Origin of the sequence: Bradyrhizobium genosp. A (assembly GCF_049949275.1) — a bacterium.
Lineage (GTDB): Bacteria > Pseudomonadota > Alphaproteobacteria > Rhizobiales > Xanthobacteraceae > Bradyrhizobium.
Window position 1 is genome coordinate 3,392,820 of record NZ_CP188196.1, and the last position, 24,675, is coordinate 3,417,494.

Annotated in this window: 23 protein-coding genes; 20 read left to right on the top strand and 3 right to left on the bottom strand. The window is 64.5% G+C overall.

Going from position 1 to position 24,675, the window contains the following annotated elements:
* The first annotated feature begins 9 nt into the window (after positions 1–9).
* From ACP2YP_RS15630 to ACP2YP_RS15655, 6 genes are read left to right on the top strand one after another with little or no spacing between them, the layout of a single operon-like run.
* A complete protein-coding gene (locus ACP2YP_RS15630; protein ID WP_426425162.1) occupies positions 10–438 on the top strand; it encodes an organic hydroperoxide resistance protein in 429 nt (142 codons plus the stop codon).
* A 25-nt stretch (positions 439–463) separates the two neighbouring features.
* Positions 464–1,642, top strand: coding sequence for a thiolase family protein (locus ACP2YP_RS15635; RefSeq protein WP_426425163.1), 1,179 nt, complete (start codon positions 464–466; stop codon positions 1,640–1,642).
* Positions 1,639–2,880: an SDR family NAD(P)-dependent oxidoreductase gene (locus ACP2YP_RS15640; RefSeq protein WP_426425165.1), complete on the top strand. Its 1,242-nt coding sequence runs from the start codon at positions 1,639–1,641 to the stop codon at positions 2,878–2,880. Before ACP2YP_RS15635 ends, ACP2YP_RS15640 begins: the two co-directional genes overlap by 4 nt.
* 32 nt (positions 2,881–2,912) lie before the next feature.
* Entirely contained in the window at positions 2,913–3,695 is a 783-nt protein-coding gene (locus tag ACP2YP_RS15645) for a cyclase family protein (RefSeq protein ID WP_426425166.1), read from the top strand.
* Positions 3,696–3,754: 59 nt separating this feature from the next.
* Entirely contained in the window at positions 3,755–4,912 is a 1,158-nt protein-coding gene (locus ACP2YP_RS15650) for an ABC transporter substrate-binding protein (protein WP_426425167.1), read from the top strand.
* A 7-nt stretch (positions 4,913–4,919) separates the two neighbouring features.
* Positions 4,920–6,569 carry an ATP-dependent acyl-CoA ligase gene (locus tag ACP2YP_RS15655; protein ID WP_426425168.1) on the top strand — a complete coding sequence of 550 codons (1,650 nt, stop codon included), beginning with the start codon at positions 4,920–4,922 and terminating at the stop codon, positions 6,567–6,569.
* A 13-nt stretch (positions 6,570–6,582) separates the two neighbouring features.
* Here ACP2YP_RS15655 and ACP2YP_RS15660 read toward each other — a convergent pair whose 3' ends face one another.
* Positions 6,583–7,467 (bottom strand): MarR family winged helix-turn-helix transcriptional regulator, encoded by an 885-nt coding sequence (locus tag ACP2YP_RS15660; protein WP_426425169.1) that lies wholly within the window; start codon positions 7,465–7,467, stop codon positions 6,583–6,585.
* Here ACP2YP_RS15660 and ACP2YP_RS15665 point away from each other — a divergent pair.
* The 5 genes from ACP2YP_RS15665 to ACP2YP_RS15685 all read left to right on the top strand — a co-directional run bounded on the left by ACP2YP_RS15665 (position 7,451) and on the right by ACP2YP_RS15685 (position 11,332).
* The gene (locus ACP2YP_RS15665; RefSeq protein ID WP_426425170.1) at positions 7,451–8,629 is read left to right on the top strand and encodes an acyl-CoA dehydrogenase family protein; all 1,179 of its coding nucleotides are present in this window, start codon (positions 7,451–7,453) and stop codon (positions 8,627–8,629) included. The genes ACP2YP_RS15660 and ACP2YP_RS15665 overlap by 17 nt on opposite strands.
* 18 nt (positions 8,630–8,647) lie before the next feature.
* A complete protein-coding gene (locus ACP2YP_RS15670) occupies positions 8,648–9,088 on the top strand; it encodes a RidA family protein (protein WP_426425172.1) in 441 nt (146 codons plus the stop codon).
* Between the two features lie 29 nt (positions 9,089–9,117).
* Positions 9,118–9,615, top strand: a complete 498-nt coding sequence (locus ACP2YP_RS15675) for an AMP-binding enzyme (protein WP_426425173.1) — start codon at positions 9,118–9,120, stop codon at positions 9,613–9,615.
* Positions 9,616–9,734: 119 nt separating this feature from the next.
* Positions 9,735–10,667 (top strand): N-carbamoyl-D-amino-acid hydrolase, encoded by a 933-nt coding sequence (locus ACP2YP_RS15680; protein WP_426425174.1) that lies wholly within the window; start codon positions 9,735–9,737, stop codon positions 10,665–10,667.
* Between the two features lie 5 nt (positions 10,668–10,672).
* Positions 10,673–11,332 (top strand): flavin reductase family protein, encoded by a 660-nt coding sequence (locus tag ACP2YP_RS15685; protein ID WP_426425175.1) that lies wholly within the window; start codon positions 10,673–10,675, stop codon positions 11,330–11,332.
* On the opposite strand, the gene ACP2YP_RS15690 is transcribed toward ACP2YP_RS15685, so the two are convergent.
* Entirely contained in the window at positions 11,329–11,991 is a 663-nt protein-coding gene (locus tag ACP2YP_RS15690) for an aspartate/glutamate racemase family protein (RefSeq protein WP_426425176.1), read from the bottom strand. The genes ACP2YP_RS15685 and ACP2YP_RS15690 overlap by 4 nt on opposite strands.
* Positions 11,992–12,047: 56 nt before the next feature.
* Between ACP2YP_RS15690 and hydA the strand changes: the two genes are divergently transcribed.
* From hydA to nikE, 8 genes are all read left to right on the top strand, one after another.
* Positions 12,048–13,517, top strand: a complete 1,470-nt coding sequence (gene hydA / locus ACP2YP_RS15695) for a dihydropyrimidinase (protein ID WP_426425178.1) — start codon at positions 12,048–12,050, stop codon at positions 13,515–13,517.
* A gap of 16 nt (positions 13,518–13,533) precedes the next feature.
* Positions 13,534–14,508: an NAD-dependent epimerase/dehydratase family protein gene (locus ACP2YP_RS15700; RefSeq protein ID WP_426425180.1), complete on the top strand. Its 975-nt coding sequence runs from the start codon at positions 13,534–13,536 to the stop codon at positions 14,506–14,508.
* A 1-nt stretch (position 14,509) separates the two neighbouring features.
* Positions 14,510–15,259, top strand: coding sequence for an SDR family oxidoreductase (locus tag ACP2YP_RS15705; protein ID WP_426425182.1), 750 nt, complete (start codon positions 14,510–14,512; stop codon positions 15,257–15,259).
* Positions 15,256–16,692: an NAD(P)-binding domain-containing protein gene (locus tag ACP2YP_RS15710; RefSeq protein ID WP_426425183.1), complete on the top strand. Its 1,437-nt coding sequence runs from the start codon at positions 15,256–15,258 to the stop codon at positions 16,690–16,692. The genes ACP2YP_RS15705 and ACP2YP_RS15710 overlap by 4 nt, the downstream gene beginning before the upstream one ends.
* Before the next feature lie 107 nt (positions 16,693–16,799).
* Complete coding sequence (locus ACP2YP_RS15715) at positions 16,800–18,419, top strand: ABC transporter substrate-binding protein (RefSeq protein WP_426425184.1); 1,620 nt, start codon at positions 16,800–16,802, stop codon at positions 18,417–18,419.
* 28 nt (positions 18,420–18,447) lie between these two features.
* Positions 18,448–19,482, top strand: a complete 1,035-nt coding sequence (locus ACP2YP_RS15720; protein ID WP_426425186.1) for an ABC transporter permease — start codon at positions 18,448–18,450, stop codon at positions 19,480–19,482.
* Positions 19,479–20,327, top strand: a complete 849-nt coding sequence (locus tag ACP2YP_RS15725) for an ABC transporter permease (protein ID WP_426425188.1) — start codon at positions 19,479–19,481, stop codon at positions 20,325–20,327. Before ACP2YP_RS15720 ends, ACP2YP_RS15725 begins: the two co-directional genes overlap by 4 nt.
* The gene (gene nikE / locus ACP2YP_RS15730) at positions 20,324–21,994 is read left to right on the top strand and encodes a nickel ABC transporter ATP-binding protein NikE (protein WP_426425189.1); all 1,671 of its coding nucleotides are present in this window, start codon (positions 20,324–20,326) and stop codon (positions 21,992–21,994) included. The genes ACP2YP_RS15725 and nikE overlap by 4 nt, the downstream gene beginning before the upstream one ends.
* Positions 21,995–22,169: 175 nt before the next feature.
* On the opposite strand, the gene ACP2YP_RS15735 is transcribed toward nikE, so the two are convergent.
* The gene (locus ACP2YP_RS15735; RefSeq protein WP_426425190.1) at positions 22,170–23,252 is read right to left on the bottom strand and encodes a LacI family DNA-binding transcriptional regulator; all 1,083 of its coding nucleotides are present in this window, start codon (positions 23,250–23,252) and stop codon (positions 22,170–22,172) included.
* Between the two features lie 163 nt (positions 23,253–23,415).
* Here ACP2YP_RS15735 and ACP2YP_RS15740 point away from each other — a divergent pair, with 163 nt between their 5' ends.
* Positions 23,416–24,657 carry an ABC transporter substrate-binding protein gene (locus ACP2YP_RS15740; protein ID WP_426425191.1) on the top strand — a complete coding sequence of 414 codons (1,242 nt, stop codon included), beginning with the start codon at positions 23,416–23,418 and terminating at the stop codon, positions 24,655–24,657.
* Positions 24,658–24,675: the final 18 nt, after the last annotated feature.

Consider the following 24,675-nt stretch of genomic DNA (forward strand, 5'->3'; position numbering starts at 1 on the left):
GAGCAAGACATGATGACGCCCGAGAAAATTCTCTACGAGACAGAGGTCACCGCCACCGGAGGCCGGGACGGCAAGGCCGCGAGCGCCGACGGCCTGCTGTCGGTGTCGCTGTCGTTGCCGAAGTCGCTCGGCGGCCCTGGTGGCGAGGGTACCAACCCGGAGCAGCTCTTTGCTGCCGGCTATGCCGCGTGCTTCCTCGGCGCGGTCAAACTCGTGGCGCGCACGCAGAAGATCGTGCTGTCGGCGGAGCCTTCCGTGACCGCCAAGGTAGCGATGGGACCAGTTCCCGTCGGTTATGCGCTTGCCGTCGAATTGAAGGTCAGTCTGCCCGGCGTCGAGAAATCGGTAGCCGAAGCGGTCGTCGCAGGCGCGCACGAGCGTTGCCCCTATTCGAACGCAACGCGCGGCAATCTTGACGTCAAACTGACAGTGATCTGAGGCAAGCAGGCAAGGCAGGCGATCGGTGAAGACTTCCCTGCGCACACCATACGACGGCATCGTGATGGCCGCGCCCGTCACGATTCCCTATCTGCGCTATTCCATTGAAAGCGCGCAGTGGTGGATCGGCCGCGCGCTGAGCGCGCTCGTTGCGCAGGCCGGCATCAAGGCCTCCGATATCGACGGTCTCTGCGTCTCGAGCTTCACTATGGGGACCGACAGCGGGATCGGTCTTACGCAGCATTTCGGGCTCTGTGTGCGATGGCTGGACACCATCCCGCTCGGCGGGGCCAGCGCCATTGCGGCCGTGCGGAAGGCGGCGCGTGCCGTGCAGGCCGGTGACGCCGACATCGTGGCGTGCATGGCCGCAGATACCAACCACGTCGATTCCTTCCGCCTGACACTCGAGAATTTCTCACGCTTCAACCAGGATGCGGTCTATCCGTATGGCGCGGGCGGCGCCAATTCGAGCTTCGCACTCATCGCGCGCAACTACATGCGGACTTTCGATGTCACGCGCGAGGACGTCGGCAGGATTGCGGTTGCCCAGCGCGCCAACGCTTTGCGCAATCCCCACGCGCTGATGAAGACGCCACTGACGATCGAGCAATATCTGGCGGCGCGCCCCATTTCCGATCCCATTCATCTCTTCGATTGCGTGATGCCCTGTGCCGGCGCCGAAGCCTTCCTCGTGATGCGCGACGAGACCGCCGCGTCGCTGGGTTTGCCGGCAGCGCGACTGCTCTCGACGATCGAGCGCCACAATGCCTTCGCCGACGATCCGATGCAGGTGCGCGGCGGCTGGGCAATGGACATCAGCGAGCTCTACGCCATGGCTGGCGTGAAACCTGACGATCTCGACGTCGTCCAGACCTATGACGACTATCCCGTCATCACGATGATGCAGTTCGAGGATCTCGGCTTCTGCAACAAGGGTGAGGGTGCAGCCTTCGTGCGCCAGCATGACCTCACGATCGACGGTGACTTTCCGCACAACACGTCAGGCGGGCAGCTTTCGGCCGGGCAGGCCGGCGCCGCCGGCGCCTATCTTGGCCTCGTCGAAGGATTGCGGCAGGTCCTAGGAACCGCCGGCCCCACGCAGGTGAAGGATGCAAATCTTGCTCTGGCGTCGGGCTTTGGCATGATCAACTATGATCGCGGTCTAGCCTCCGGCGCCGTGATCTTTGCAGGGCCTTCGCGATGATCGATCCGATTGAGCCGCCCCGGCGCAAGAACCCGCTGTTGCGGACTCGGCTGCCGGCGTCGCCACCCAGACCGCGCAGCAGGCAATCGCACGGGCTGACGCGCGCGGCTGCCGAAGGACGCTTCATGCTCCAGCGCTGTGAAGCTTGCGGCACTTTCGCCTATCCGGCGCGCGAGGCCTGCCCCTCCTGCCTGTCGGCGGGGCTCGCCTTTGTCGATGCGCCGCGCCGCGGCATTTTACTTGCCGAGACGGCAGCGCGTGTGCCGAGCGATGTGTATTTCCGCGAGCGAGCGCCTTGGCGTATCGGTCTCGTCAAGATGGACTGCGGCCCGACCATCGTGACGCATCTCCATGCCGACTGTATCGAGGGCGCGCCTGTCCGCATGTCGTTTCAGCTCGACAAGAGCGGCCAGGCGGTGGCCTTTGCCCGACCCGAGGGGGAGACTCCCAACATGGCAGATGACAGGCAGTGGCGGGAAATGACGGCCGATCCGAAATTCCGGCGAGTGCTCGTGAGCAATGGTCGGAGCGTGGTCGGCCAAGAGGCCGTCGCCGCGCTGAAGGCGGCAGGTGCCAAGACGGTGTTCGTCGGCGTCGCCGAACCGTGGCGGCCGTTTGCCGGCGAGAAGCTGTTGCGCGGGCAGGAGGGGGTCGAAGTCGTGTCCCTTGACGCAGCCGATGAAAAGTCGGCGACGGATCTCGCGGCCGATATCGGCGGCAAGGTCGACATCCTCGTCAACACGACTGAATATATTCGAGCGGGCGGCTTGCTGGATCGCCGGGGCACGAGCATTGCGCGGGACGAAGTCGACCAGGCTTATTTCGGCTTCATCAATCTCGCGCAGGCCTTCGGGCCCGCCATGCGGATGCGCGGTGCCGACGGCATCAACAACAGTGTGGCCTGGGTCAACATCCTTTCGGTCTACGCGCTGGCGAACTGGCCGACCTTCGGCGCCTATTCGGCCTCGCAAGCGGCTTGTCTATCGCTGTCGCACTGTCTTCGGGCGGAGCTCAGGCCCGGTGGCGTCAAGGTCATGAACCTGTTCACGGGGCCGGTTGACAGCGAGTGGTTCCAGACGGTGCCGCCGCCCAAGGTCGCGCCGCGCGCAGTGGCGCAGGCGATCGTGTCGGGGCTCAGGAACGGGCTCGAAGAAATGTATGTCGGGGACGTCGCTGAAGAGATCCGGCAACGTCTCGCGGCCAATCCGAAAGCGCTCGAGCGCGAGCTCGACAGGTGAGAGAGATTTCAACCAAGCCGGAGGACGTGACAATGCAAAGCAAGAATCTCCTGGGACTGGCCGCTGCGATCTCTTCCGGCGCGGTGCGCGTCGTCGATCTGACTTTCACGCTCAGTCCGGATTTCCCGGTCATCGTGCTGCCGCCGGAATTCGGGCAGGCAGCGCCGGTCCGCATCCAGGAAATCTCGCGATACGATGGTCGCGGCCCGGCGTGGTACTGGAATAATGTCACGTTTGGCGAACACACCGGCACGCATTTTGATGCGCCGATTCACTGGTTCACCGGCAAGAATCTGCCGAACAATGCCGTCGACACGATGCCGGCGAAGGACATGATCGCACCGGCCTGCGTCATCGACTGCTCCGCGCAGGCGGCGCAGGATCCGGATTTTCTGCTCACGGTGCCGATCGTCGAGGCCTGGGAGGCGCAGCACGGACAGATCCCCGAGCGTCACTGGGTTCTGCTGCGGACCGACTGGTCGAAGAAGGGCTGGCGCGACTACTCCAATCTGCGGGACGACGGCGCGCACACGCCGGGTCCGAACGTGGCCGTCATGAAGTGGCTGGTCGAGGAGCGCGGCATCATCGGGTTCGGCACCGAGACCATCGGCACTGACGCGGGGCAGGCCGGACATTTCGAGCCGCCTTATCCGGCGCATCACTTCCTGCATGGCGCCGGCCGCTACGGTCTCCAATGTCTTTGCAACCTCGATCAGCTTCCCGCTACCGGCGCTGTCATCGTGGCCTCGCCGCTGAAGATCCAGAACGGCTCCGGCAGTCCGCTGCGTGTGATCGCGCTGGTTTCGTCGAGCTGAAGAAGCCAACGGGGGCGCTCGCCGGACAGAAGAAACGCAAGCCACGAAAGACAGGTGCCATGATCTCAACGAAAAATCTGCTCGCCTCGGCCGCTTTACTTGTCGTACTTCCGCAGGTCGCACAGGCGGACATCCTCGTCGGCTTCGTCACCGGCCTCAGCGGGCCGGTTTCGTCGATCGGGATCCCAAACGCAAAGGGAATCGCGGCGGGTGAGTCCTATGTCGATGAGGTCGGCGGCGAGAAGGTGCGCGTCATTCAGCTCGATGACGGCTCGGACCCGACGGCCTCAACGCGTAACGCGCGCAAGCTCGTCGAACAAGAGAAGGTCGATATTCTCATCGGCACATCGGGCGCGCCGCAGACGCTGGCGATGGCAACGGCCGCGATCGAGATGAAGATTCCGATGATCGCCGTGTCGCCGATCGCGCCGGTGCCATCAGGTGATGGCGGGCCCTGGGTCGTGCAGACGCCGCAACCGACGCCGCTGCTCGTCCAGGGCATCGTCGATCACATGAAGGCGCGCGGGTTGAAGACCGTCGCGTTCATTGGATTCTCGGATGCATTTGGCGACCTCATGTACGACTCGCTCTCGCAAAGCGCCAAGGCGGCCGATATCAAGGTCATCGCCAATGAGCGATATGCCAGATCGGATTCCTCGGTGACGGCCCAGGTGCTGCGCGCCCTGGCGGCTCGGCCCGACGCCATCATGCTCGGTGGTACCGGAACGCCAGGCGCGTTGCCGGTGATCGCCTTGTCCGAGCGCGGATATAAGGGGCCGCTCTACGGCAACCACGGACTCATCAGCGCCGACTTCCTGCGCCTCGCCGGCAAAGCCGCCAACGGCATCATCTGCCCGACCGGACCGGTAACTGCGGCCGAGCAGCTTCCGGCGAGCAACCCAATCCAGAAGGTAGCCCTGGCTTTCCGCGCGGCCTTCGAGAAGGCCAACGGCGAGGCGCCGACGGACTCGTTCTCGTCCTATTCCTTCGACGGCTGGCTGGTGTTCGTCGATGCGGCCAAGCGCGCGATGGCGACAGGCGCGAAGCCGGGTTCGCCGGAGTTCCGCACCGCGCTGCGCCAGGCGCTGTTCACGACCAAGGACGTGGTCGGGACGCAGGGCGTCTACAGTTATACGCCTGCGGATCGGCACGGCGTCGATGAACGCTCGCGCGTTCTGGTTCAGATCGAGGACGGCAAATACAAGCTGCTGCCCTGAGCAGGATTTGACGGAGATTCATGTGCAGGCAAATGCCAGCAATACCGTCGGGCAGGGGGATGCGAAGCCGGCCTGGGCGCGCGCGGTTGAGTTGTTTCCGCCGCCGGATCGCATCCTCTCTACCATCCTGACTCGGCAGGCGGAACACTACGGCGATCGTGTCTTGCTAGTCGCCGGAGACACCCGCTGGACCTATTCGCAGACCGCGGCGATCGCTGCGGCATCTGCCAAGACGCTCGTCGACGCCGGAATCAAGCCCGGCGACCGGGTCGCGCTGATGTGCTCGAACCGGCCGGAGTTCCTCCAGGTCTATCTCGGTTGTGCCTGGCTCGGTGCGATCGTGGTGCCGATCAATACCGCACTGCGCGGCTTCCAGCTCTCCCATATCTTCCGCAACTCTCAGCCCGCGTTGCTCGTTATCGAGGCGCAGTTTCTCGCTGCGATTGAGACCGTCGACCCCGACGTCGAGCTTCCGTTCCGGACATGGACGATCGGTGCTATCGCCGAGACGAGGATATCGCCGGTGCCATTGCCTGCTCTTGGCGACGGCGTCCCTGCGGGCGCGGTGCATCCCGGCGATACCGTCGCCATTCTCTATACGTCGGGCACTACGGGGCCGGCAAAGGGCGTCTGCTGTCCGCAGGCGCAATTGTTCTGGTGGGGCATCTATTCGGCGCGGGCGCTAGGTATCCGAGAGGGTGACGTGCTGTTCACGACGCTGCCGCTGTTCCATACCAATGCGCTGAATGCGTTCTATCAGGCGATCCTGAACGGATGCACCTACGTGCTCGAACCCAAATTCTCGGCGTCCGGTTTTTGGGCGACCGCACGACGACATAACGCGACCGTCGGCTACCTGCTCGGTGCGATGGCGTCGATGCTTCTGGCGCAGCCCAAGAGCGAAGACGATCGGGGACATCGCATCCGCGTCGCGCTCGGCGGTGGCGTGCCGCCGCAAATCCACCGGCCGTTCTTCGAACGGTTTGGCGTGCCTCTGGTCGACGGGTATGGCTCGACGGAGACCAATTTCGTGTTCGCCGGATCGATCCCCTCGGATCGTCCCGGGACGATGGGCTTTCTGGCTGATGGCGTTGAAGCGCGGATTGTCGATGAGAACGATTCAGAGTTGCCTGCCGGACAGGCCGGCGAGCTCATCCTGCGCGCCCGGGAGCCTTTTGCGTTCGCCAGCGGCTATTTCGGCATGCCTGAGAAGACGGTCGAGGCGTGGCGAAACCTCTGGTTCCATTCCGGTGATCGCGTCGTCCGCGACTCCGATGGGCATTATCGCTTCATCGATCGCATGAAGGATTCGATCCGCAGGCGCGGCGAGAACGTGTCCTCGTGGGAGGTTGAACAGACGATCCAATCCCATCCTGCTGTCGCGACTTGCGCCATTTACCCGCTGCCGTCCGAATTGGGGGAGGACGAGGTCGCAGCCGCGATCCTGCTCGAGCCGGGTCAATCGCTGCAGCCCGTCGACGTCATCAGACACTGCGAAGGGCAGATCGCTTATTTCGCCATTCCTCGCTACGTGCGCATCGTGAGAGAGATGCCGCTGACGGAAAACGGCAAGATCAAGAAGGGCGTACTGCGCGACGCGGGCGTGACCTCTGATACATGGGACCGCGAGGCGGCCGGCATCCGGGTGCGGCGCTAGCGGTGGCGTTGACTCACGACTTCAGCATTGCGTCCCTGACGGCGCCCTTGAGTTCGTCGAGCTCGCCGGTCAACCCATCGAGCCTGTCGGCCGGGAATCCAGCCAAGAGCTCGGCGAGCCACGAACCGTGGCTCTTGGCCATGCGCCGGAAGGCTTTCCGGCCTTCGACCGTCATGCACACGATCTGCACGCGCCGATCCAGGTTTGAAGGCGTGCGGGTGATGTAGCCATCCTCGACCAAGCGGTCGACGATCGGCGTCAAGTTCCCGGCGGAGACCATCAGGCGCTTAGGCAATTCACCCAGCACCAATCCGCTCGGCTCGCGGTCGAGCTGAGCAAGAACGTCGAAGCGAGGCATGGTGAAATCGAATTCCTCGCGAAACCGGCGCCGCAGCTCCCCCTCGATCAGGGTCGTGCAGGCCAGGAGCCGCAGCCAAAGCCGTGTTTGAGCCCTGTACTCGGCCTCCTGATCGGTCCCATTCCTGGTCGAAACAGGCGGGGACTCCCTTGCGACTGCCAAATCAGATCTCCCGGTGGCTCTTGGCCCGTTGAAAGCCGGCGGCTTCCGTCGATCGCAATCAAGATAGTTCGTGCCAAAAGTAAATTCAAGGCTCGGCCCGGCGCTGCCGGATCGGCTCTGTCGCGTATCGGATTTGTAGTCTTGGGCCGAACCGGAGCCGCAGAAGCGAACCATCTGTGCGGCCTGCCGAGAAGTGCCTTGACAATCAGCGTTCAGCACGAAATATTTTATGCTTAAAATAATTCGTATGGCAGCTCGATCAATTGGCCGAAGCAATATCTGTCCGCCAAGGGACAGTACGAAACCAATCTGGCGCGTGCTGTCGCAGCAGCAGTCGCGCAGTGAACGGAGGAGGTGACAGATGAGTTCAGTTGCCAAGGTCATCAGACGAGAGTGGCTGGACTGGCCGTTCTTCGAACCGCGTCACCAGGCGGTCGCCGGGGCACTCGATCGATTTGTCCAGTCGGGAGCCATCGACAGGATCGACCACAGCGACGTTGACGGCGCCTGTCGCAAGCTCGTGCGTGGAATGGGAGAGGCGGGGCTGCTCGACTGCGCGGTCGCGGCCCCCGATGGTGACGCTACGACGATCGACTCGCGTTCGATCTGCCTGTCGCGCGAGTCGCTCGCTTATGCCGACGGGCTCGCCGATTTTGCTTTCGCGATGCAGGGGCTCGGCTCCGGCGCGATTGCGCTCGGCGGCTCCGCCGAGTTGCGCAAGGCCGTGCTGCCAAAAGTCCGGTCGGGCGAATGGCTCTCGGCGTTTGCACTGTCGGAGAAGGAGGCCGGGTCGGACGTCGCCGCGATGTCCTGTACCGCGCGCGCCGATGGCAACGACTATATCGTCGACGGCGAGAAGACGTGGATCTCGAATGGTGGCATTGCCGATGTCTATACGTTGTTCGCGCGCACCGGGGAGGCGCCGGGTGCTCGCGGCATCTCGGCTTTCGTGGTGTTTCCGGATGATCCCGGCTTCGGTATTGCGGACCGCATAGACGTGATCGCCCCGCATCCGCTGGCAACGCTGCGCTTTGCGAACTGCCGAATCCCGGCGGCCCGCCGCCTTGGCGCGCCGGGGGGCGGCTTCAAGCTCGCCATGCAGACGCTCGACATTTTCCGCGCCTCGGTCGCCGCCGCAGCCCTCGGTTTCGCGCGGCGTGCGCTCGATGAGGCGCTGTCACACGCGCGCAGCCGTCACATGTTCGGCGCGACGCTCGGAGATCTCCAATTGACCCAGGCCGCGCTCGGCGACATGGCGACCGACACCGATGCCGCCGCGCTCCTGACCTATCGTGCGGCCTGGCGCCGCGACGTCCAGAAGCTGCCGACCACCCGCGAGGCAGCGATGGCAAAGCTGACGGCCACCGAGACCGCGCAGCGCGTCATCGACCGCGCAGTGCAGATGTTCGGTGGCCGCGGCGTGCGCAAGGGAGAAATTGTCGAAAGCCTCTACCGCGAGATTCGCGCGCTACGCATCTACGAGGGTGCGACCGAGGTCCAGAAGCTGATTGTCGCGCGCGAGCTCTTGAAGCCGCGCTGAGGGGATAGAGAATTCCGCATGAGTACGATCAGAAGGCCAGAATCCGTAGCCACTGTCGCGACCAGTGGTTTGCAGGTGCTTCAGCCCAGCGGCTGGCCGCAGCCGAAAGGGTATGCCAACGGCATCATGGCAGAGGGACGCCTGGTTGTGACCGGCGGTGTCGTCGGTTGGGACGTTGCAGGCCGATTTGCCGATGGGTTTGCTGCGCAGGTCCGGCAGACGCTTGAAAACATCGTCGCGATCCTGGCCGAAGGCGGCGCGCGTCCGGATCACCTCGTGCGCCTGACCTGGTATGTCGTGGACATGGACGAATACGTCTCCAACCTCAAGGCGCTCGGCAAGATCTATCGTGACGTCATCGGCGCCCACTACCCCAGCATGGCGCTTGTTCAAGTCGTGCGTCTCGTCGAGCCTTCCGCACGCCTCGAGATCGAAGCGACGGCCGTCGTACCCCGCTAACGCGGGCACCGGACGGCCGCGAGCGAGAATTGCCGGTCGTCGGCGAGATCGTCGTGCATGGGCCGCAGGTGCTGCAAGGCTATAGGAACAGGCCCGAGGCTAACGCTGAATCGTTCATCGAGCTTTCCGGCAAACGGTTCCTGCGCACGGGCGATCTCGGCTATCGCGATGCCGACGGCTACTTCTTCGCGGTCGACCGCCTGAAGCGGATGATCAATGTCAGCGGCTTCAAGGTCTGGCCCGCCGAGGTGGAGGCCGCGATGTACCGGCACCGTGCTATCCGGGAGTGCTGTATCGTCTCGGCGCCCGATGATTATCGCGGCGAGACCGTCAAGGCGCTGATCGTACTCGACGAGGCGGCGCGCGCCACCACGTCGCCGGACGACGTCGTGAGCTGGGCGCGCGGCGCGATGGCCAGCTACAAGGCGCCACGCGCCATCGTCTTTGTCGACGAGCTGCCGCGGACCGCGAGCAACAAGATCAACTGGCGGGTTTTGCAGGACGCCGAATGGGGACGGACGGCATGAAAAGTGCTTGGCTGGAAAACCGGCGCAAGATCGCGTTATGCTGCGCGCGCCGACACCGTCTTGAAGCTGCGATCCCCCAGCCTCGCCAAGAAATCTGCCAAAAAATCAGGAACTCGCTGATGCGTATCGTCAACGTCGCCGCCGCCCAGATGGGCCCGATCCAGAAAGCCGACAGCCGCGAGGCCGTGGTCAAGCGCATGATCGCGCTGATGGACGAAGCCAAGGCCAAGGGCGCCGATTTGATCGTCTATCCGGAGCTGGCGCTGACGACGTTCTTCCCGCGCTGGTACGTGGAGGACCGGGCCGAGTTCGACAGCTGGTTCGAGCGCGAAATGCCGGGTGCTGCGACCAAGCCGCTGTTCGAGCGGGCGGCGCAGCATCAGATGGCAATGAATTTCGGCTATGCCGAGCTGACGCCCGACGGCCATCACTTCAACACCGCGATCCTGACCGACAAGTCCGGCAAGATCGTCGGCAAATATCGCAAGGTCCATTTGCCGGGCCATGTCGAGTATGACACCAAGCGCTCGCATCAGCATCTGGAGAAGCGCTATTTCGAGCCGGGCGATCTCGGCTTCAACGTCTGGCGTGAGCTCGGCGGCATCATCGGGATGGCGATCTGCAACGACCGGCGCTGGCCCGAGACCTATCGCGTCATGGGTCTGCAGGGCGTCGAGATGGTGCTGATCGGCTATAACACCCCATCGGTAAATGCCGAGAAGAGCGAGGAGGGCGTCGAAAAGCGCCTGTTCCACAATCGTCTCTCCGTGCAGGCCGGCGCCTACCAGAACGCGACCTGGGTGGTCGCGGTGGCCAAGGCGGGCGTCGAGGACGGGCATCCGCTGTTCGGCGGCAGCCTGATCGTCGATCCCAATGGCGAGATCGTTGCCGAAGCCAAGACGGACGACGACGAGGTTCTGGTTCATGATTGCGACCTCGACGCCACCACTTTTGGCAAGACCACGATCTTCGATTTCGCCCGGCATCGCCGCATCGAGCATTACGGCCTGATCACCAGCCGCACCGGTGCGGTGCCGCCGCCGGAGAAGTGACGCAGATGGCGGACAAAGGCATATCTCTGCGTGAATTGGACCCGCGCGACCGCTACAAGCTGCTCTGCGGCGTGATCGTGCCGCGGCCGATCGCGCTGGTCACGACGCTGGACGAGAACGGCGCGGTCAACGCCGCACCCTTCAGCTTCTTCAACGTCTTCTCGGAGAGTCCGGCGCTGATCGTGCTCGGGCTACAGCACAAGCCGGATCACAGCCCGAAGGACACCACCCGCAACATCCATCGCGATGGTGAGTTCGTCGTTCACATGGTGGACGAGGCGCTGTCGGGAGCGATGAACGATTGCGCGGTCGATTTCCCCTCCGGCGACAGCGAGGTCGCGGCCACCGGTCTTGCCACGCTTGCCTCAGTCGACGTGAAGGTGCCGCGCCTCGCCGCCGCGCCCTTTGCGCTCGAATGCCGGCGTCATGTCGTGTTGACCTTCTCGCCCGACCGCGAGTTGCTGGTCGGCGAGGTACTCAGGATTCATGCCCGTGAGGGCCTCGTGGACGCGGCCAACATGTATGTTGATCTCGCTGCCTACCGGCCGATCGGCCGCATGTTCGGCAACCTCTACACCACGCAGCGTGATACGTTTTCACTCGCGCGCGAGAGCCATGCGCAATGGCTCGCGCGGCAGGACGCCAAAGAGCTGAAGGACGCCTAGTGAGCCGAGAACTGCACCGTACCCAGCGCCATGGTGACGGCCGCCTGTGTCGGGTCGATCACGGGAATACGAAGCGCGTCTTCCAGCGGGCGGCGGTGGCGCGCCATGCCGGCGCAGCCCATCACAATGGCGCGGGCGCCGTCCTCGTCGCGCAGCGCGCGGCCGATTTCGATCGTCTTGGCGAGCGTGCCTTCACCCGAGGCGGTCTCCGCAACGCTCATGTTGAGCGGCCGCTCGCCGGCGAGGCGGTCGGTCAATCCCATCTGCCGGAGATAGCGCATGTGACGCGGGATCGAGCGCTGCGCAATCGCGATCACGCCGAAGGTTTCGGCTCGGGCCAGCGCCGTCAGCACGCCGCACTCGGCGATACCGAATACGGGCCGGTCGGTGCCCTCACGGCAAACCTGGAGCCCGGGATCGCTGTAACAGGCGATGACGAAAGCGGCCGAGTTGTTGTCACCTTCGACCAGCTGGCGAAGCGGCATCGCGACGTCATCGACATCGGCCTGGCTTTCGATGCCGAACGGACCCTCGGCCAGCGTCTGGCAGACCAGCTCCGGCCCGCCCTCGAAACCGAGCGGCTTCAGAGCTTCCTCCAGCCCTTGCGTGACCGCGGGGTTGGAGTTCGGATTGATGACGAGAATGCGCGGCCGGGGCATGATGGTCTTTCCACGAAATTGCGATCACGTGCCGCAAGCCTATCATGGAGTGCCTCATGACTGAACCCACTTACGACCTGATCATCCGCGGCGGCCGCATCGCGACCACGACCGATGTGTTCGAAGCCGATGTCGCCATCTCCGGCGAGACCATCGCAGCCATCGGCCGCGGGCTTCCGCCCGCCAAGCGCGAGATCGACGCGCGCGGCAAGCTGGTGCTGCCCGGCGGCGTCGACAGTCACGCGCATATCGAGCAATTGTCCGCGGCCGGCATCATGAACGCCGACACCTTTGAGAGCGCGACCGTCTCTGCCGCTTTCGGCGGCACCACCACGGTGATCCCGTTCGCGGCCCAGCATGTCGGCATGAAGTTGCCGCAGGTGGTGGAGGACTATCACGTGCTGGCGAAAAAGGGCGCCGTGATCGACTACGCCTTTCACATGATCATCGCAGACGCGACCAAGGAGACGGTCGAGGAGCACATTCCGGCGCTGGTGAAGCAGGGGCACGCCTCGATCAAGATCTTCATGACTTACGACCGGCTCAAGGTCGATGACGAGCCGCTGCTCGACATTCTCTTCGCCGCACGCCAGTCCGGCGCGATGTTGTGCGCCCATGCCGAAAATCACGGCATCATCGCCTGGATGGTCAAGCGGCTGCTCGCGCGCGGCTACACGATGCCGAAATACCACGCCATCAGCCACGCGCGCGTCTCGGAGGCGGAAGCCTTCACCCGGCTGATCGGCATGGCGGCGCTGATCGATCAGCCCATCATGATCTTCCATGTCTCGACCGCCGAAGGCGCCAAGGTCATCCGCGATTCGCGCGGGCAGGGGCTCAAGGTGTTTGCCGAGACCTGTCCGCAATATTTGTTCCTCACGGCTGATGATCTCGACAAGCCCGGCGCGGAAGGGGCCAAGTGGATGTGCAGTCCGCCGCCGCGCACGCATTCGGACCAGGAGGCCTTGTGGCAGGCGCTGTCGCTCGGCGATCTCCAGACCATCTCATCGGACCACGCGCCGTATCGTTACGACGAGACCGGCAAGCTGCGCGCTGGCCCCAATCCGAACTTCAAGCAGGTCGCGAACGGCCTGCCGGGACTGGAGCTGCGGCTGCCGCTGCTGTTCGACGCGATGGTGTCGAAAGGACGGCTCGGCCTTGAAAAGTTCGTCGAGCTGACCGCGACGGCACCCGCAAAAATCTACAATCTGCATCCGCGCAAGGGCTCGATCGCGGTCGGCGCGGATGCCGATATCGCGATCTGGGATCCCAATCGCGAGACCACGATCGCAGATGAGATGATGCACGATCTTGCTGGTTACACGCCGTTTGCGGGTCGCAAGCTGAAAGGGTGGCCGGTGTCGGTGCTCTCGCGCGGCCGCGTGATCATCGACGGCGACAAATGTCTCGCCAGCGCCGGCAGCGGCCAATTCCTGGCGCGGAGTGGCGGCGCGGCCGCACAGCCGACGGGCCGGCTCGTGGCCGACATGGATCCGGAACGGAATTTCGGGGCAAAACTGCTGTGACGGCGGATCGCGCGCGATGAAAATCGTCATCTTCGGCGGCACGGGCTTTGTCGGCCTCAATCTCGCGGAGGTGCTGCTGGCGCGTGGGCATGACGTGACGCTGTATGACCGCGCAGAGTTGCCGCCGTCCGCGTGGCGATCTCTTGCTGACTACGGCGCACGGCTCAAAGCCGTGCAGGGCGACATCACCGATGCGGAAGGCATTGACGCTCTCCTTGCCGCGGGCTGCGATGCGATCGTGCTGGGCGCGGCCATCACGGCCGGCGACGAACTCGAGCGGGCGTCGACCGCGCGCGTTCTCGAGATCAACGTGATGGCGCAGATCCCGATCCTGCTCGCGGCGATCCGCCATGGTGTTCGCCGCGTCGTCAATCTGTCGTCGGCATCGGCCTACGGCGCCACAGGCGCGCGGGTCGAGATTCTGGACGAGGACACGCCCTGCGATCCCGTTTCGTTTTATGCCATCAGCAAGTTCACCTCGGAACGGTCGGTCGCCCGCCATGCCGAGCTCTTTGGCGGCGACTTCCTGAGCGTGCGCTTAAGCGCCGTGTTCGGTCCGTGGGAGCGGCCCGGCTCAGTGCGCGACACGCCGAGCCTTCAGTATCAGATCCTGGCCGCGTTCGCGCGCGGCGAGCCGGCGATCATGCCTGATGTGGGGCTGAGAGACTGGATCTACGCACCGGACGCAGCCGAAGCGGTGGCGGCGCTGATTGAAGCCGAACGACCGCGCTATCGGCTCTACAACATCTCGTGCGGTGCAGCCTGGCCGGCGTTGCAATGGGGCGAGGCCTTTGCGGCGTTGCATCCCGGCCTGAAGTGCCGGCTCGCGGCGCCCGGCGAGACGACGGTCATCAAGTTGCATGGGCCGGCCCGCGCGCCGCTCGCGGTGAGCCGCATGGCGGACGAATTCGGCTGGGGGGCACGGTTCGGCTGCGCCGAGTCCGCGGCTGCGATGAGCGCCTGGTGGATGCAGCACAAGGAGGCGATCTGACATGCGGCTGCAGGGACGCACGGCCATCATTACCGGAGCGGGCTCGGGCATCGGCCGCGCCAGCGCAAAGCTGTTCGCGGACGAGGGTGCGCGTCTTGCGCTCGTCGATCGCGATGCCGCGGGGCTTCAGGAAACGCTGAGCCTGGTGGGCGAGGCAACGACCCATGTCGGCGACGTCGGCGATGCCGGTTTCGTCGAGACTGTCGTGGACGACGTCGTGGCGCGGCATGGCCGGCTCGATATCCTGATGACGGCGGCAGGTTTCTCCTGCGGCGGCACAGTGCTGACCACGAGTCCAGAAGACTGGGACGCGGTGTTTCGCACCAATGTCGGCGGCACCTGGCTCTGGGCGCGGGCCGCCGTGCCCCAGATGCAGCAGCGGAAGAGCGGCTCGATCATCACGCTGGCGTCACAGCTTGCCTTGGCCGGCGGCAAGGGCAACAGCGCCTACATTGCCGCCAAGGGTGCGATCGTCAGCCTGACGCGGACGATGGCGGTGGATTTCGCTACCGACGGCATTCGCGTCAACGCGATTGCGCCGGGTGCGATCGATACGCCGATGCTGCGCCGCAGCTTTGCCCGTCACGCTAATCCGGACGAGGTGCGCGAAGCCTCGCGCAACCGCCATGCCATGAAGCGGTTCGGCCAGGCGGAGGAGATCGCGCAGACCGCGCTGCATCTCGCCAGCGATGCGTCCTCGTTCACGACCGGCACCGTGATGGTGGTCGACGGCGGTTGGCTCGCGGCATGAGCGATATGCTGACAGAGCTTGAGGCAAACGTTCGCGCCGATCTCGCCAGGATCGCGCATCCGGGCGCCGTCTGGCTCGAACCGAAGGCGGGACCGGACGGCAAGCCGGCGCTCGATGTTCTCGTCGTCGGCGCCGGCCAATCCGGCATCGCCATCGGCTTCGGCCTGATGCGCTCCCGCGTCAGCAACATCCTGCTGCTCGACAAGGCCGAGGAGGGGATGGAGGGCCCGTGGCTCACCTATGCCCGCATGCCGACGCTGCGCAGCCCCAAGGATTACACCGGCCCGGACCTCGATATCCCGAGCCTGACGTATCAGTCCTGGCACGAAGCCCGCTTCGGCACGGAAAGCTGGCAGACACTCGATCTGATCCCGCGCGGGCATTGGGCGCAGTACTTGCTCTGGCTGCGGCGCACGATCGGTTTGCCGGTGCGCAATGGCTGTGAGCTTCTGGAGATCGCCCGAGCCTCTGATGGCCTGCTTGCCGCACACGTGAAACGGGCCGATGGCGTCGAGACGCTCTATGCGCGCAAGATCGTGCTGGCGACAGGGCAGGAGGGGATGGGCGACTGGATGACCCCGGAACCGCTCCGCCATCTGCCATCAAGTTCGGTCGCAACCGTTGCGGACGACATCGATTTCGACAGTCTTTGCGGCAAGCGCGTCGCCGTGATCGGCGCCGGCGCATCCGCGTTCGACAATGCGGCAACCGCCCTGGAGGCAGGCGCTACGGACGTGCACCTGCTTTGCCGCCGCGCCCAGGTCCAGGTGGTCCAGCCCTATCGCTGGCTGACCTTTCGCGGCTTCCTGCGTCATCTCAGCGATCTCGATGACGCCTGGCGCTGGCGCTTCATGCGCACGATCCTGGAAATGCGCGAGGGATTTCCGCAGCCAACTTACGACCGCTGCGCGCGCCATGCCAATTTCACGTTGCTTGAGGGCGCGCCAGTCGAGACAGCCCGGCAGACCGAACACGGTGTTGAATTGCAGACGCCACGCGGCGCCGTGACAGCAGATTTCGTCATCTGCGGCACCGGCATCGACATGAATTTTGCCGACCGCGGCGAACTCAGCCGATTTGCCGGCAATATCGCGACCTGGTCCGACCGCTACCAGCCGCCGGAGACCGAGCGCAACGCGCGGCTCGGCCGCTTCCCCTATCTCGCCGACGACTACGCCTTCACCGAACGCGAACCGGGCCAAACGCCGTGGATCTCCGACATCCACCTCTTCGCCATCGCGTCCACCATGAGCTTCGGTCCGTCGGGATCGTCGATCAACGCGATGACCACCGCTGTGCCGAAGCTGGTCAATGGCCTGACGCGGGGCCTGTTCCGCGCCGATGTCGAGCAGCACTGGGCTTCGCTCAGCGCCTATGATCTGCCGCAGGCCGTGGTGACGCGAGCGGTGCAAAAATTGGGGGAATCCACGTGATTATCTATGCTCCGCCGTGGCGAAGCGCCTCTTTGGAATTGGCGCGCAACTTGCTTGTTTCTTAACCTGCCTTGCTGCCGTTCTTGTCGAAATTCAAGGAAAAACGAATGCGTTTTGTGTCTTTCAGGCCGGCGTCCTGCGTGCTCTCCACCGTCGCGCTTCTGCTTATCGCCAACGCGCCCGCGCAGGCGCAAACCAGGGCGGAAACGCTGCGCTATGTCACCGGGGCATCCGTCAACACGCTCGATCCCAACATTCCCGGCTCGACCCGCGAGTCCTTCGCGCTGAGCATGAGCACCTATGACCGGCTGGTGGCGTTCGGCCGCAAGCAGCTCAACGGCAAATGGGTGTTCGATCTCGACAAGATCACCGGCGAGCTCGCCGAATCCTACGACGTCAGCCCCGACGGGCTGAAGCTCACGTTCCGCCTGCGCAAGGACGCAAAATTCCAGGACGGCTCGCCGGTGACGGCCGAGGACGTGAAATGGTCGCTCGATCGCTGCGTCACCGCGCCGATCCTCGGCAAGGCGCAGCTCCTAACGGGGTCGCTGACGTCGGCCGACCAGTTCAAGGTGATCGATCCCCTCACCATCGAGGTGACGCTGCCAAAACCCGACAAGCTGGCGCTGCCCAATCTCGCGACAGTTTACCCGCTGATCATCAACGCGAAGGTCGCGAAGGAGCACGCGACCGCGGATGATCCCTGGGCCACCGCATGGCTCAAGGAGAACACCGCCGGCAGCGGCGCCTATGTGGTCGAGACTTTCAAGCCGGGTGAGCAGGTCATCCTCAAGCGCAACGAGGCCTGGAACCGCGGCTCGCCCGACAAGCCGGCGTTCTTCAAGCGCGTGATCGTGCAGTCCGTGCCGGAGCCGGCGACCCGCGCCAACCTGGTCGAACGCGGCGACGCCGATCTCGTGCTCGATCTCCAGGCCAGCGACGTGCAGTCGCTCGAAGCCAAGGGCAAGCTCAAGGTGATCTCGACGCCGCAATACAATGCGATCACCTTCGTCTCGATGAACAACCAGATTCCACCGTTCGACAACGCCAACGTCCGCCGCGCCATCGCCTTCGCGCTGCCCTATGACGACATGTTCAAGGCCGCTCTGTTCGGCCGCGGCGCGCCGCTGTTCGGCGCGACCTGGCCGGATGGCAAGCCGGCGAGCGGCGTCTATCCGTTCCAGGCGCCGGTGAAGATCGACCTCGACAAGGCACGGGAATATCTCAAGGCCGCCGGGCTGCCAGAGGGCTTCTCGACCACCTTCAGCTTCAATGTCGGTCAGGCTTCGACCGCGGAGCCGATGGCCGCGCTGGTCAAGGAGTCGCTCGGCAAGATCGGGATCAAGGTCGACATCCAGAAACTGCCGGACGCGCAGATGTCGACGCAGATCAACGAGAAGAAGCTGCCCTTCTTCACCGAGGGCATCGTGGCCTGGCTTCCGTCGACCGACTATTTCTACCGCAACTTCTACACCGGCAATCAGCGCTGGAATTACAGCTCGATCAACAATCCCGAGCTGGCCACGATTGCGCAGGAGGCCCGCTTCGAGCCGGACAAAGCCAAGTACGAGGAGGACGGCCGCAAGCTCAACGCGATCCATTTCAGCGAGATGCCGCAGATCCCGCTGTGGCAGCCGAACCAGGACGCGGTCATGGCCTCGTCGATCGAAGGCTACGCCTACGAATTCCATCGGCAGCTCGACTATCGCGATGTCAGTCGCAAGTGACACGAACAAACGGAAGGGACGCTGAAAGGTGGTGACCGGTCTTGGCGCAACGATGGTGCGGGCGGGCAGGCGGCTTTTGTCGTCGCTGCCGGCGCTGTTCGGTGTGCTGGTCTTCACCTTTCTCCTGATGCGCGTCCTGCCCGGCGATCCCGCGGTGTTCTTCGCCTCGGGGCCCAATGCGGGCAAGGAGGAGATCGAGCAGATCCGCAAGCAGATGGGGCTGAACAAGTCGGTGCCGGAGCAGCTCGTGTTCTATCTCTCCGACATCGGCCACGGCAATCTCGGCCGCTCCATGATGACGGGGCAGCCGGTGCTGAAGGATTTGCGCGAGCGGCTGCCGGCCTCGCTCGAGCTCACCTTCACCGCACTGTTGATCGCGCTCATTGCGGCAGTGCCGCTCGGCGTGGTCGCGGCGCTGAGGCCGGGGTCGGCCGTCGATCACGCCGTACGGCTGTTCTGCGCGCTCGGTGTCTGCGTGCCGACCTTCGTCTCGGGCCTGCTGCTGATCTACGTCTTCTACTACCTGCTCGGGCTCGCGCCCGATCCCACAGGGCGGGTCGACGTCTTCACCTCACTGCCGCCGCAGCGCACCGGATTCCTGTCGATCGATTTTCTGCTCGCCGGGGACGTCGACGGCTGGTGGGCGGCTTGCAAGCAGCTGATCCTGCCGGCCGTGAGCATGGCCCTGTTCGTGATCGCGCCGCTGGCGCGGATCACGCGCGCCTCGATGCTGGTCTCGCTCGGTAGCGATTTCGTGCGCACCGCGCGCTCCGTCGGCTTGTCCTGGCGCAAGGTGGTCGTCACTTATGCGCTGCGGAACGCGATCCTGCCCGTCATCACCATCGCCGGCATCGTGTTCTCGACCATGTTGGGCGCCAATGTTCTGGTCGAGAAGGTGTTCTCCTGGCCGGGCGTCGCGTCCTACGCACTCGATGCGCTGCTGTCCTCCGACTATGCGCCTGTACAGGGTTTCGTGCTGCTGATGGCCAGCCTGTTTGTGCTGGTCAATCTCGCGGTCGATATCTGCTACGGCATCGCCGATCCCAGGGTGTCGATCGAATGACCAGCGCCACCCTCAGGCATTCGGTCTGGATTCTGCGCGGCAACCCGCTGACCGGCGTCGCTGCGGCCGGCGTGCTGCTGTTCGTCCTGGTCGCGGTCTTCGCGCCCTGGATCGTGCCTTATGATCCCGTAGTCTCGAATGTTTCGGAGGCGCTGCTGCCGCCGAGCGCGGCACACATCGCTGGCACGGATCAGCTTGGACGCGACGTGTTCAGCCGCCTCGTCGTCGCGGCGCGGCTCGATCTTGCGATCGCGATTTCCGCGGTCGGCATCTCCTTCGTGATCGGCGCTGTCATCGGTTCATTCTGCGGCTACGCCGGCGGCAGGCTCGACCGCGCCGTCGGCCGCTTCGTCGACGTGATGATGGCCTTTCCGCTGTTCGTGCTGGCGATGGCGATGGTCGCCGCACTCGGAAACCGGATCGAGAACATCGTGATCGCGACCGCGATCATCAATCTTCCGTTCTACGTTCGCTTCGCGCGGGCCGAGGTCAACGTCCGGCGCAATGTCGGCTGGGTGGAGGCCGCGCGCGCCTGCGGCGAGGGCCATTTCTCGGTGGTGCTGCACTTCCTGCTTCCGAACATCCTGCCGGCAATGGCAGTGCAGATCTCGCTCAATCTCGGCTGGGCGATCCTGAACGCGGCGGGTCTTTCCTTTATCGGCCTTGGCGTCAAGTCGCCGACGCCGGAATGGGGCATCATGGTCGCGGAGGGCGCGCGCTTCATCTCGACGGGGCGATGGTGGCTGGTGGTCTTTCCAGGCCTTGCGCTGATGATGGCCGTGCTGTGCTTCAATCTCCTCGGTGACGGGATGCGGGACATTCTCGATCCCCGTATGCGCACATGAGCGAGGAACTGCTCAGGATCGACGATCTCCACGTCTCGTTCTCGACCCGGCGTGGCATGGTCGAGGCCGTGCGCGGCGTCACGCTCGCGGTCGAAGCCGGCGAGATGCTCGGTCTCGTCGGCGAAAGCGGCTCGGGCAAGTCGGTCACCGGTTTTGCGACGACGCGGTTGCTGGACGCGGCCGGGCGGGTCACCGGCGGCAAGATCATGTTTCGCGGGCAGGATGTGACGAAACTCAGGGGCGACGACCTTCGTCGTCTCCAGGGCGCCGCCATGTCGATGATCTTCCAGAACCCGCGGGCGGCGCTCAATCCGATCCGGGCAATCGGCTTGCAGATCGCGGATGCGATCCTCACCCACAAGCGGATATCCAAGGACGCCGCGCGTGCCGAGACGCTCGAGTTGCTGCGCGCGGTCCAGATCCGCGACCCTGAAGCGCGGATGAACGCCTATCCGCACGAGCTCTCCGGCGGCATGTGCCAGCGCGTCATGATCGCCATCGCGATCTCCTGCAATCCCGCGCTCCTGATCGCCGACGAGCCGACCACTGGCCTCGACGTCACCACGCAGAAGGTGGTGATGGATCTCCTGGCGGACATTGCCGCCGCGCGCGGCATGGCGACGATCCTGATCACGCACGATCTCGGGCTCGCGGCACGCTATTGCCGCCGTATCGCCGTGATGGAGCGCGGACGAATCGTCGAAGAAGCCAGCCCCAAAACTCTCTTCAGCACGCCGCAGCATGCCTATACCAGGCGGCTGGTGGCGGCATCGCCCACCGCGACGTCCCGGATCGAGGATCTCGTGACGGAGGAGGAGAGGGAGCGCCACGCGACGGTTGCCGGCAAGCCCAGGCAGGAGCCCGCGCACGGTACGCCGCCGCTGCTGGAAGTGCGGAAACTCGCGAAGCGCTTCGACCAGGGCTCTGCGGCGGTCGCGGATTTCTCGATGACAATGGCCGGCGGTGAGAGCGTCGGGCTGGTCGGCGAATCCGGATCGGGCAAGAGCACGACCTCGCGGATGATCTGCCGTCTGATCGACCCGAGCGAAGGCGACATCGTGTTCGATGGGCAGTCGATCGGTCACGTCGCGGCGCGCGACTTCCATCGCTCGCGCTTTCGCAAAGACATCCAGATGGTCTTCCAGGACCCGAACGAGAGCCTCAACCCACGTTTCACGGCTTTCGACTGCATTGCTCATCCCCTGATGCGGCTCGATGGTATGCGTGCGGGCAGCGCATTGCGGCAGCGGGTGGAAGAATCCGCGGAACGGGTCGGACTGCCGCTGGATCTGTTGCCACGCTTTCCGCACCAGCTCTCCGGCGGGCAAAAGGCGCGCGTCGGGATCGCGCGGGCCATCGCCTGCCGACCGCGGCTGCTGGTGCTGGACGAACCGACCGCCGCGCTCGATGTTTCCGTGCAGGCGGTGGTGTTGCAATTGCTCGACCGACTGCGGCGCGAGAACGACATCGCGCTTCTGTTCGTCAGCCACGATCTCAACGTCGTGCGCATGCTCTGCGACCGCACCATCGTGCTGCGCAATGGCGGCATCGTCGAGCAGGGCGAGAGCCGGGCACTGTTCGATAATCCGAAGACCGACTACACGCGCAAGCTGGTCGAGGCGATCCCGCATATCGAGACCAGGCCGACGCTGGCGGCCGCTCTTTGAGGCCTGGATCGATCAAGTGCTCGTGTGGACCGTCTTCCGCCAGACGACCGCGTTCGATGGTGATGATCCGGTCGGCGGTGCGAACGTGGAAAGGCCGGTGGGCGACGATAAGCACTGTGCGGTCGGCAGTGATCTGCCGCATGATCTGGCTGGGTCTAGGAGAATTGTAGCCGTTCTAGCCGGACCTCGCGCCTCGGGACGAATGGCCGGGACTCTTCCGCGGCGGGCGCGTGCTGTCGCGCAGCATCAGCTTGGCGGGAAGCTTGATGTCCTTCCTCAGCCCCGCCTTGCCGGTCGTCATCAGCGCGATCAGTTCGGCCGCGGCGGTGGCCCCGAGGTCGCGGCGGGGCTGGACGATGGTCGTCAACGTGGGCTCGCAATAGTCGGCATAGGCAATGCCGTCGAAGCCAACGACGGAGAGATCGTCCGGGATCTGGAGGCCGGCGGCGTGCACGGTCTTGATCAGACCGATCGCCATTTCGTCATTGGCCGCAAACAGCGCTGTGGGACGTGCCGCGGGCTCGAGCGCCAGCAGCGCCCGGCCGGCCTCGACACCGGTGCGGAAGGTGAAATCGCCGGGCAGGATCAAGCTCGCATCGACCGCAATTCCCGCCTCGCGCAAGGCCTGCCGATAACCTTCGAGACGCTGCTGCTCCAGGATGTTGGGGTTCGGCCCCGACAAATAGGCGATGCTTGTGTGGCCCAGCTCGACCAAGTGTCGCACCGCCTCGCGCGCCGTGTCGACATTATTGATTGTGACCTGCGGGAAGCTTTCTCGCGGGATGTACTCGCAGGCGGCAACCAGCGGCACGCGCGCGTCGCGCAAGTCGCGGTCGGGGCTGCGCATCACATGGCCGCACAAGAGCAGCACGCCGTCGGCCTGGCCGGCGCACACCAGATCGACGTAGCGCGCCTCCTTCTCCGGCGAGCCGGCCAGATTGGCGATGATGAGTCCGTAGCCGGCGGCCGACAGGGTATCGTCGATGCCCTGGAGAACCTCGGCGAAGAACGGGTTGGCGATGTCCGGCACCGCCACCAGCACAACCATGGTCTTCCGGACGCGCAGGTTCCTTGCGGAAATGTTCGGCATGTAGCCGGTGTCGCGCACCGCTGCGAGCACGCGTGTGCGGGTTTCCTCAATCACGACCTCCGGGCGCGCCAGCGTCCGGCTGACGGTCGCAACCGAGACTCCTGCCAGCCGCGCAACGTCAGCGATCCTGACCGCTCCTTGGCGTGTCACCCTGGTTCGCTTGGCCATATCGAGACTCGCAATCTCATCGTCATAACGGCACTTGCAAAATCTCTGGATCCTGCTACGATAAAAATGTAATCGATTACATTCGGCGTGTAAAGCAACAACGAGCCCCAAGGGCCGCAAGCCGAATAACACAAGCCTGCAAAGGCAGATCCGGGAGGGAATGATGAAGCGCACGCTGTTCGCATCGGTGGCGATTGTCGCCACGGCCTGGGCCTCGGTGCCGGTCTCCGCAGAAGAGATGAAGGCCGAAGTCATCCACTGGTGGACCTCCGGTGGTGAGGCCGCGGCGGTGAAGGTGTTTGCCGATCAGTTCACCAAGGCCGGCGGGACTTGGGTCGATAGCGCCGTGGCCGGTGCCGCCAACGCGCGAAATGCCGCGATCAGCCGCACCGTCGCCGGCAATCCTCCGACCGCGATGCAGCTCAATACCGGCAAGCAGTTCGACGAACTGGTGGAAGGCGATCTGCTCGCCGATGTCGATGCGGTCGCAACCGAAGGCAACTGGAAAGGCGTGATGCCCGCCGCGATCATTGCCGCGGCGACCCGCAACGGCAAGATGTATGCGGTGCCGATCAACATCCACGGTCAGAATTGGCTCTGGTACAACAAGGCCGTGCTCGCCTCCGTCGGCGCCGCCGAGCCGAAGACCTGGAATGACGCTCTCACCATTCTCGACAAGCTTAAGGTCGACGGCAAGGTGATCCCGCTGGCCTTCTCGGGCCAGAAGAACTGGGAGCAAAACCTGTTCAACTCCGTCATGATCGGCGTCGGCGGCGCACAGATGTGGACCGGCATCCTCGGCAAGCGCGACGCGTCGCTGGCACGGAGCGCCGAGTTCAAGGCGGTCGCCGTCACTTACAAGAAGCTCAAGGACTATGTCGATGCCGGCGCGCCCGGCCGCAACTGGAATGACGCGACCAACCTCGTCATCCAGGGCAAGGCCGGAATGCAGATCATGGGAGACTGGGCCAAGGGCGAATTCGTCGCGGCGGGCAAGGTCGCCGACAAGGACTATGGCTGCACCGTGCTGTCCAATGGCAACGGCGGTTATGTGATGGGCGGCGACGTGTTCGTATTCCCGAAGGCGAAGGACCCATCCACCACCAAGGCGCAGATGACGTTGGCGAGACTGATGCTGACGCCCGAGACCCAGATCCAGTTCGCGCTGAAGAAGGGCTCGATCCCGGTGCGTAGCGATGTCGATGCGTCCGCGCTCGATGCTTGCGCTCAAAAGGGCATGCGCTATGTCGCAGACAAAGCCCAGCAAATGCCGTCCGGCGACATGCTGGCGCCGCCGGCGCTGATCGGCGCGCTGCAGGATGCCATCTCGCAATATTGGAACACCGATATGAGCGCCGATGAATTCTCCGCCAAGGTCGTTGCGGCGCTGAAGTCCCAGGAGTGATGCATCAGAATAGGCGGC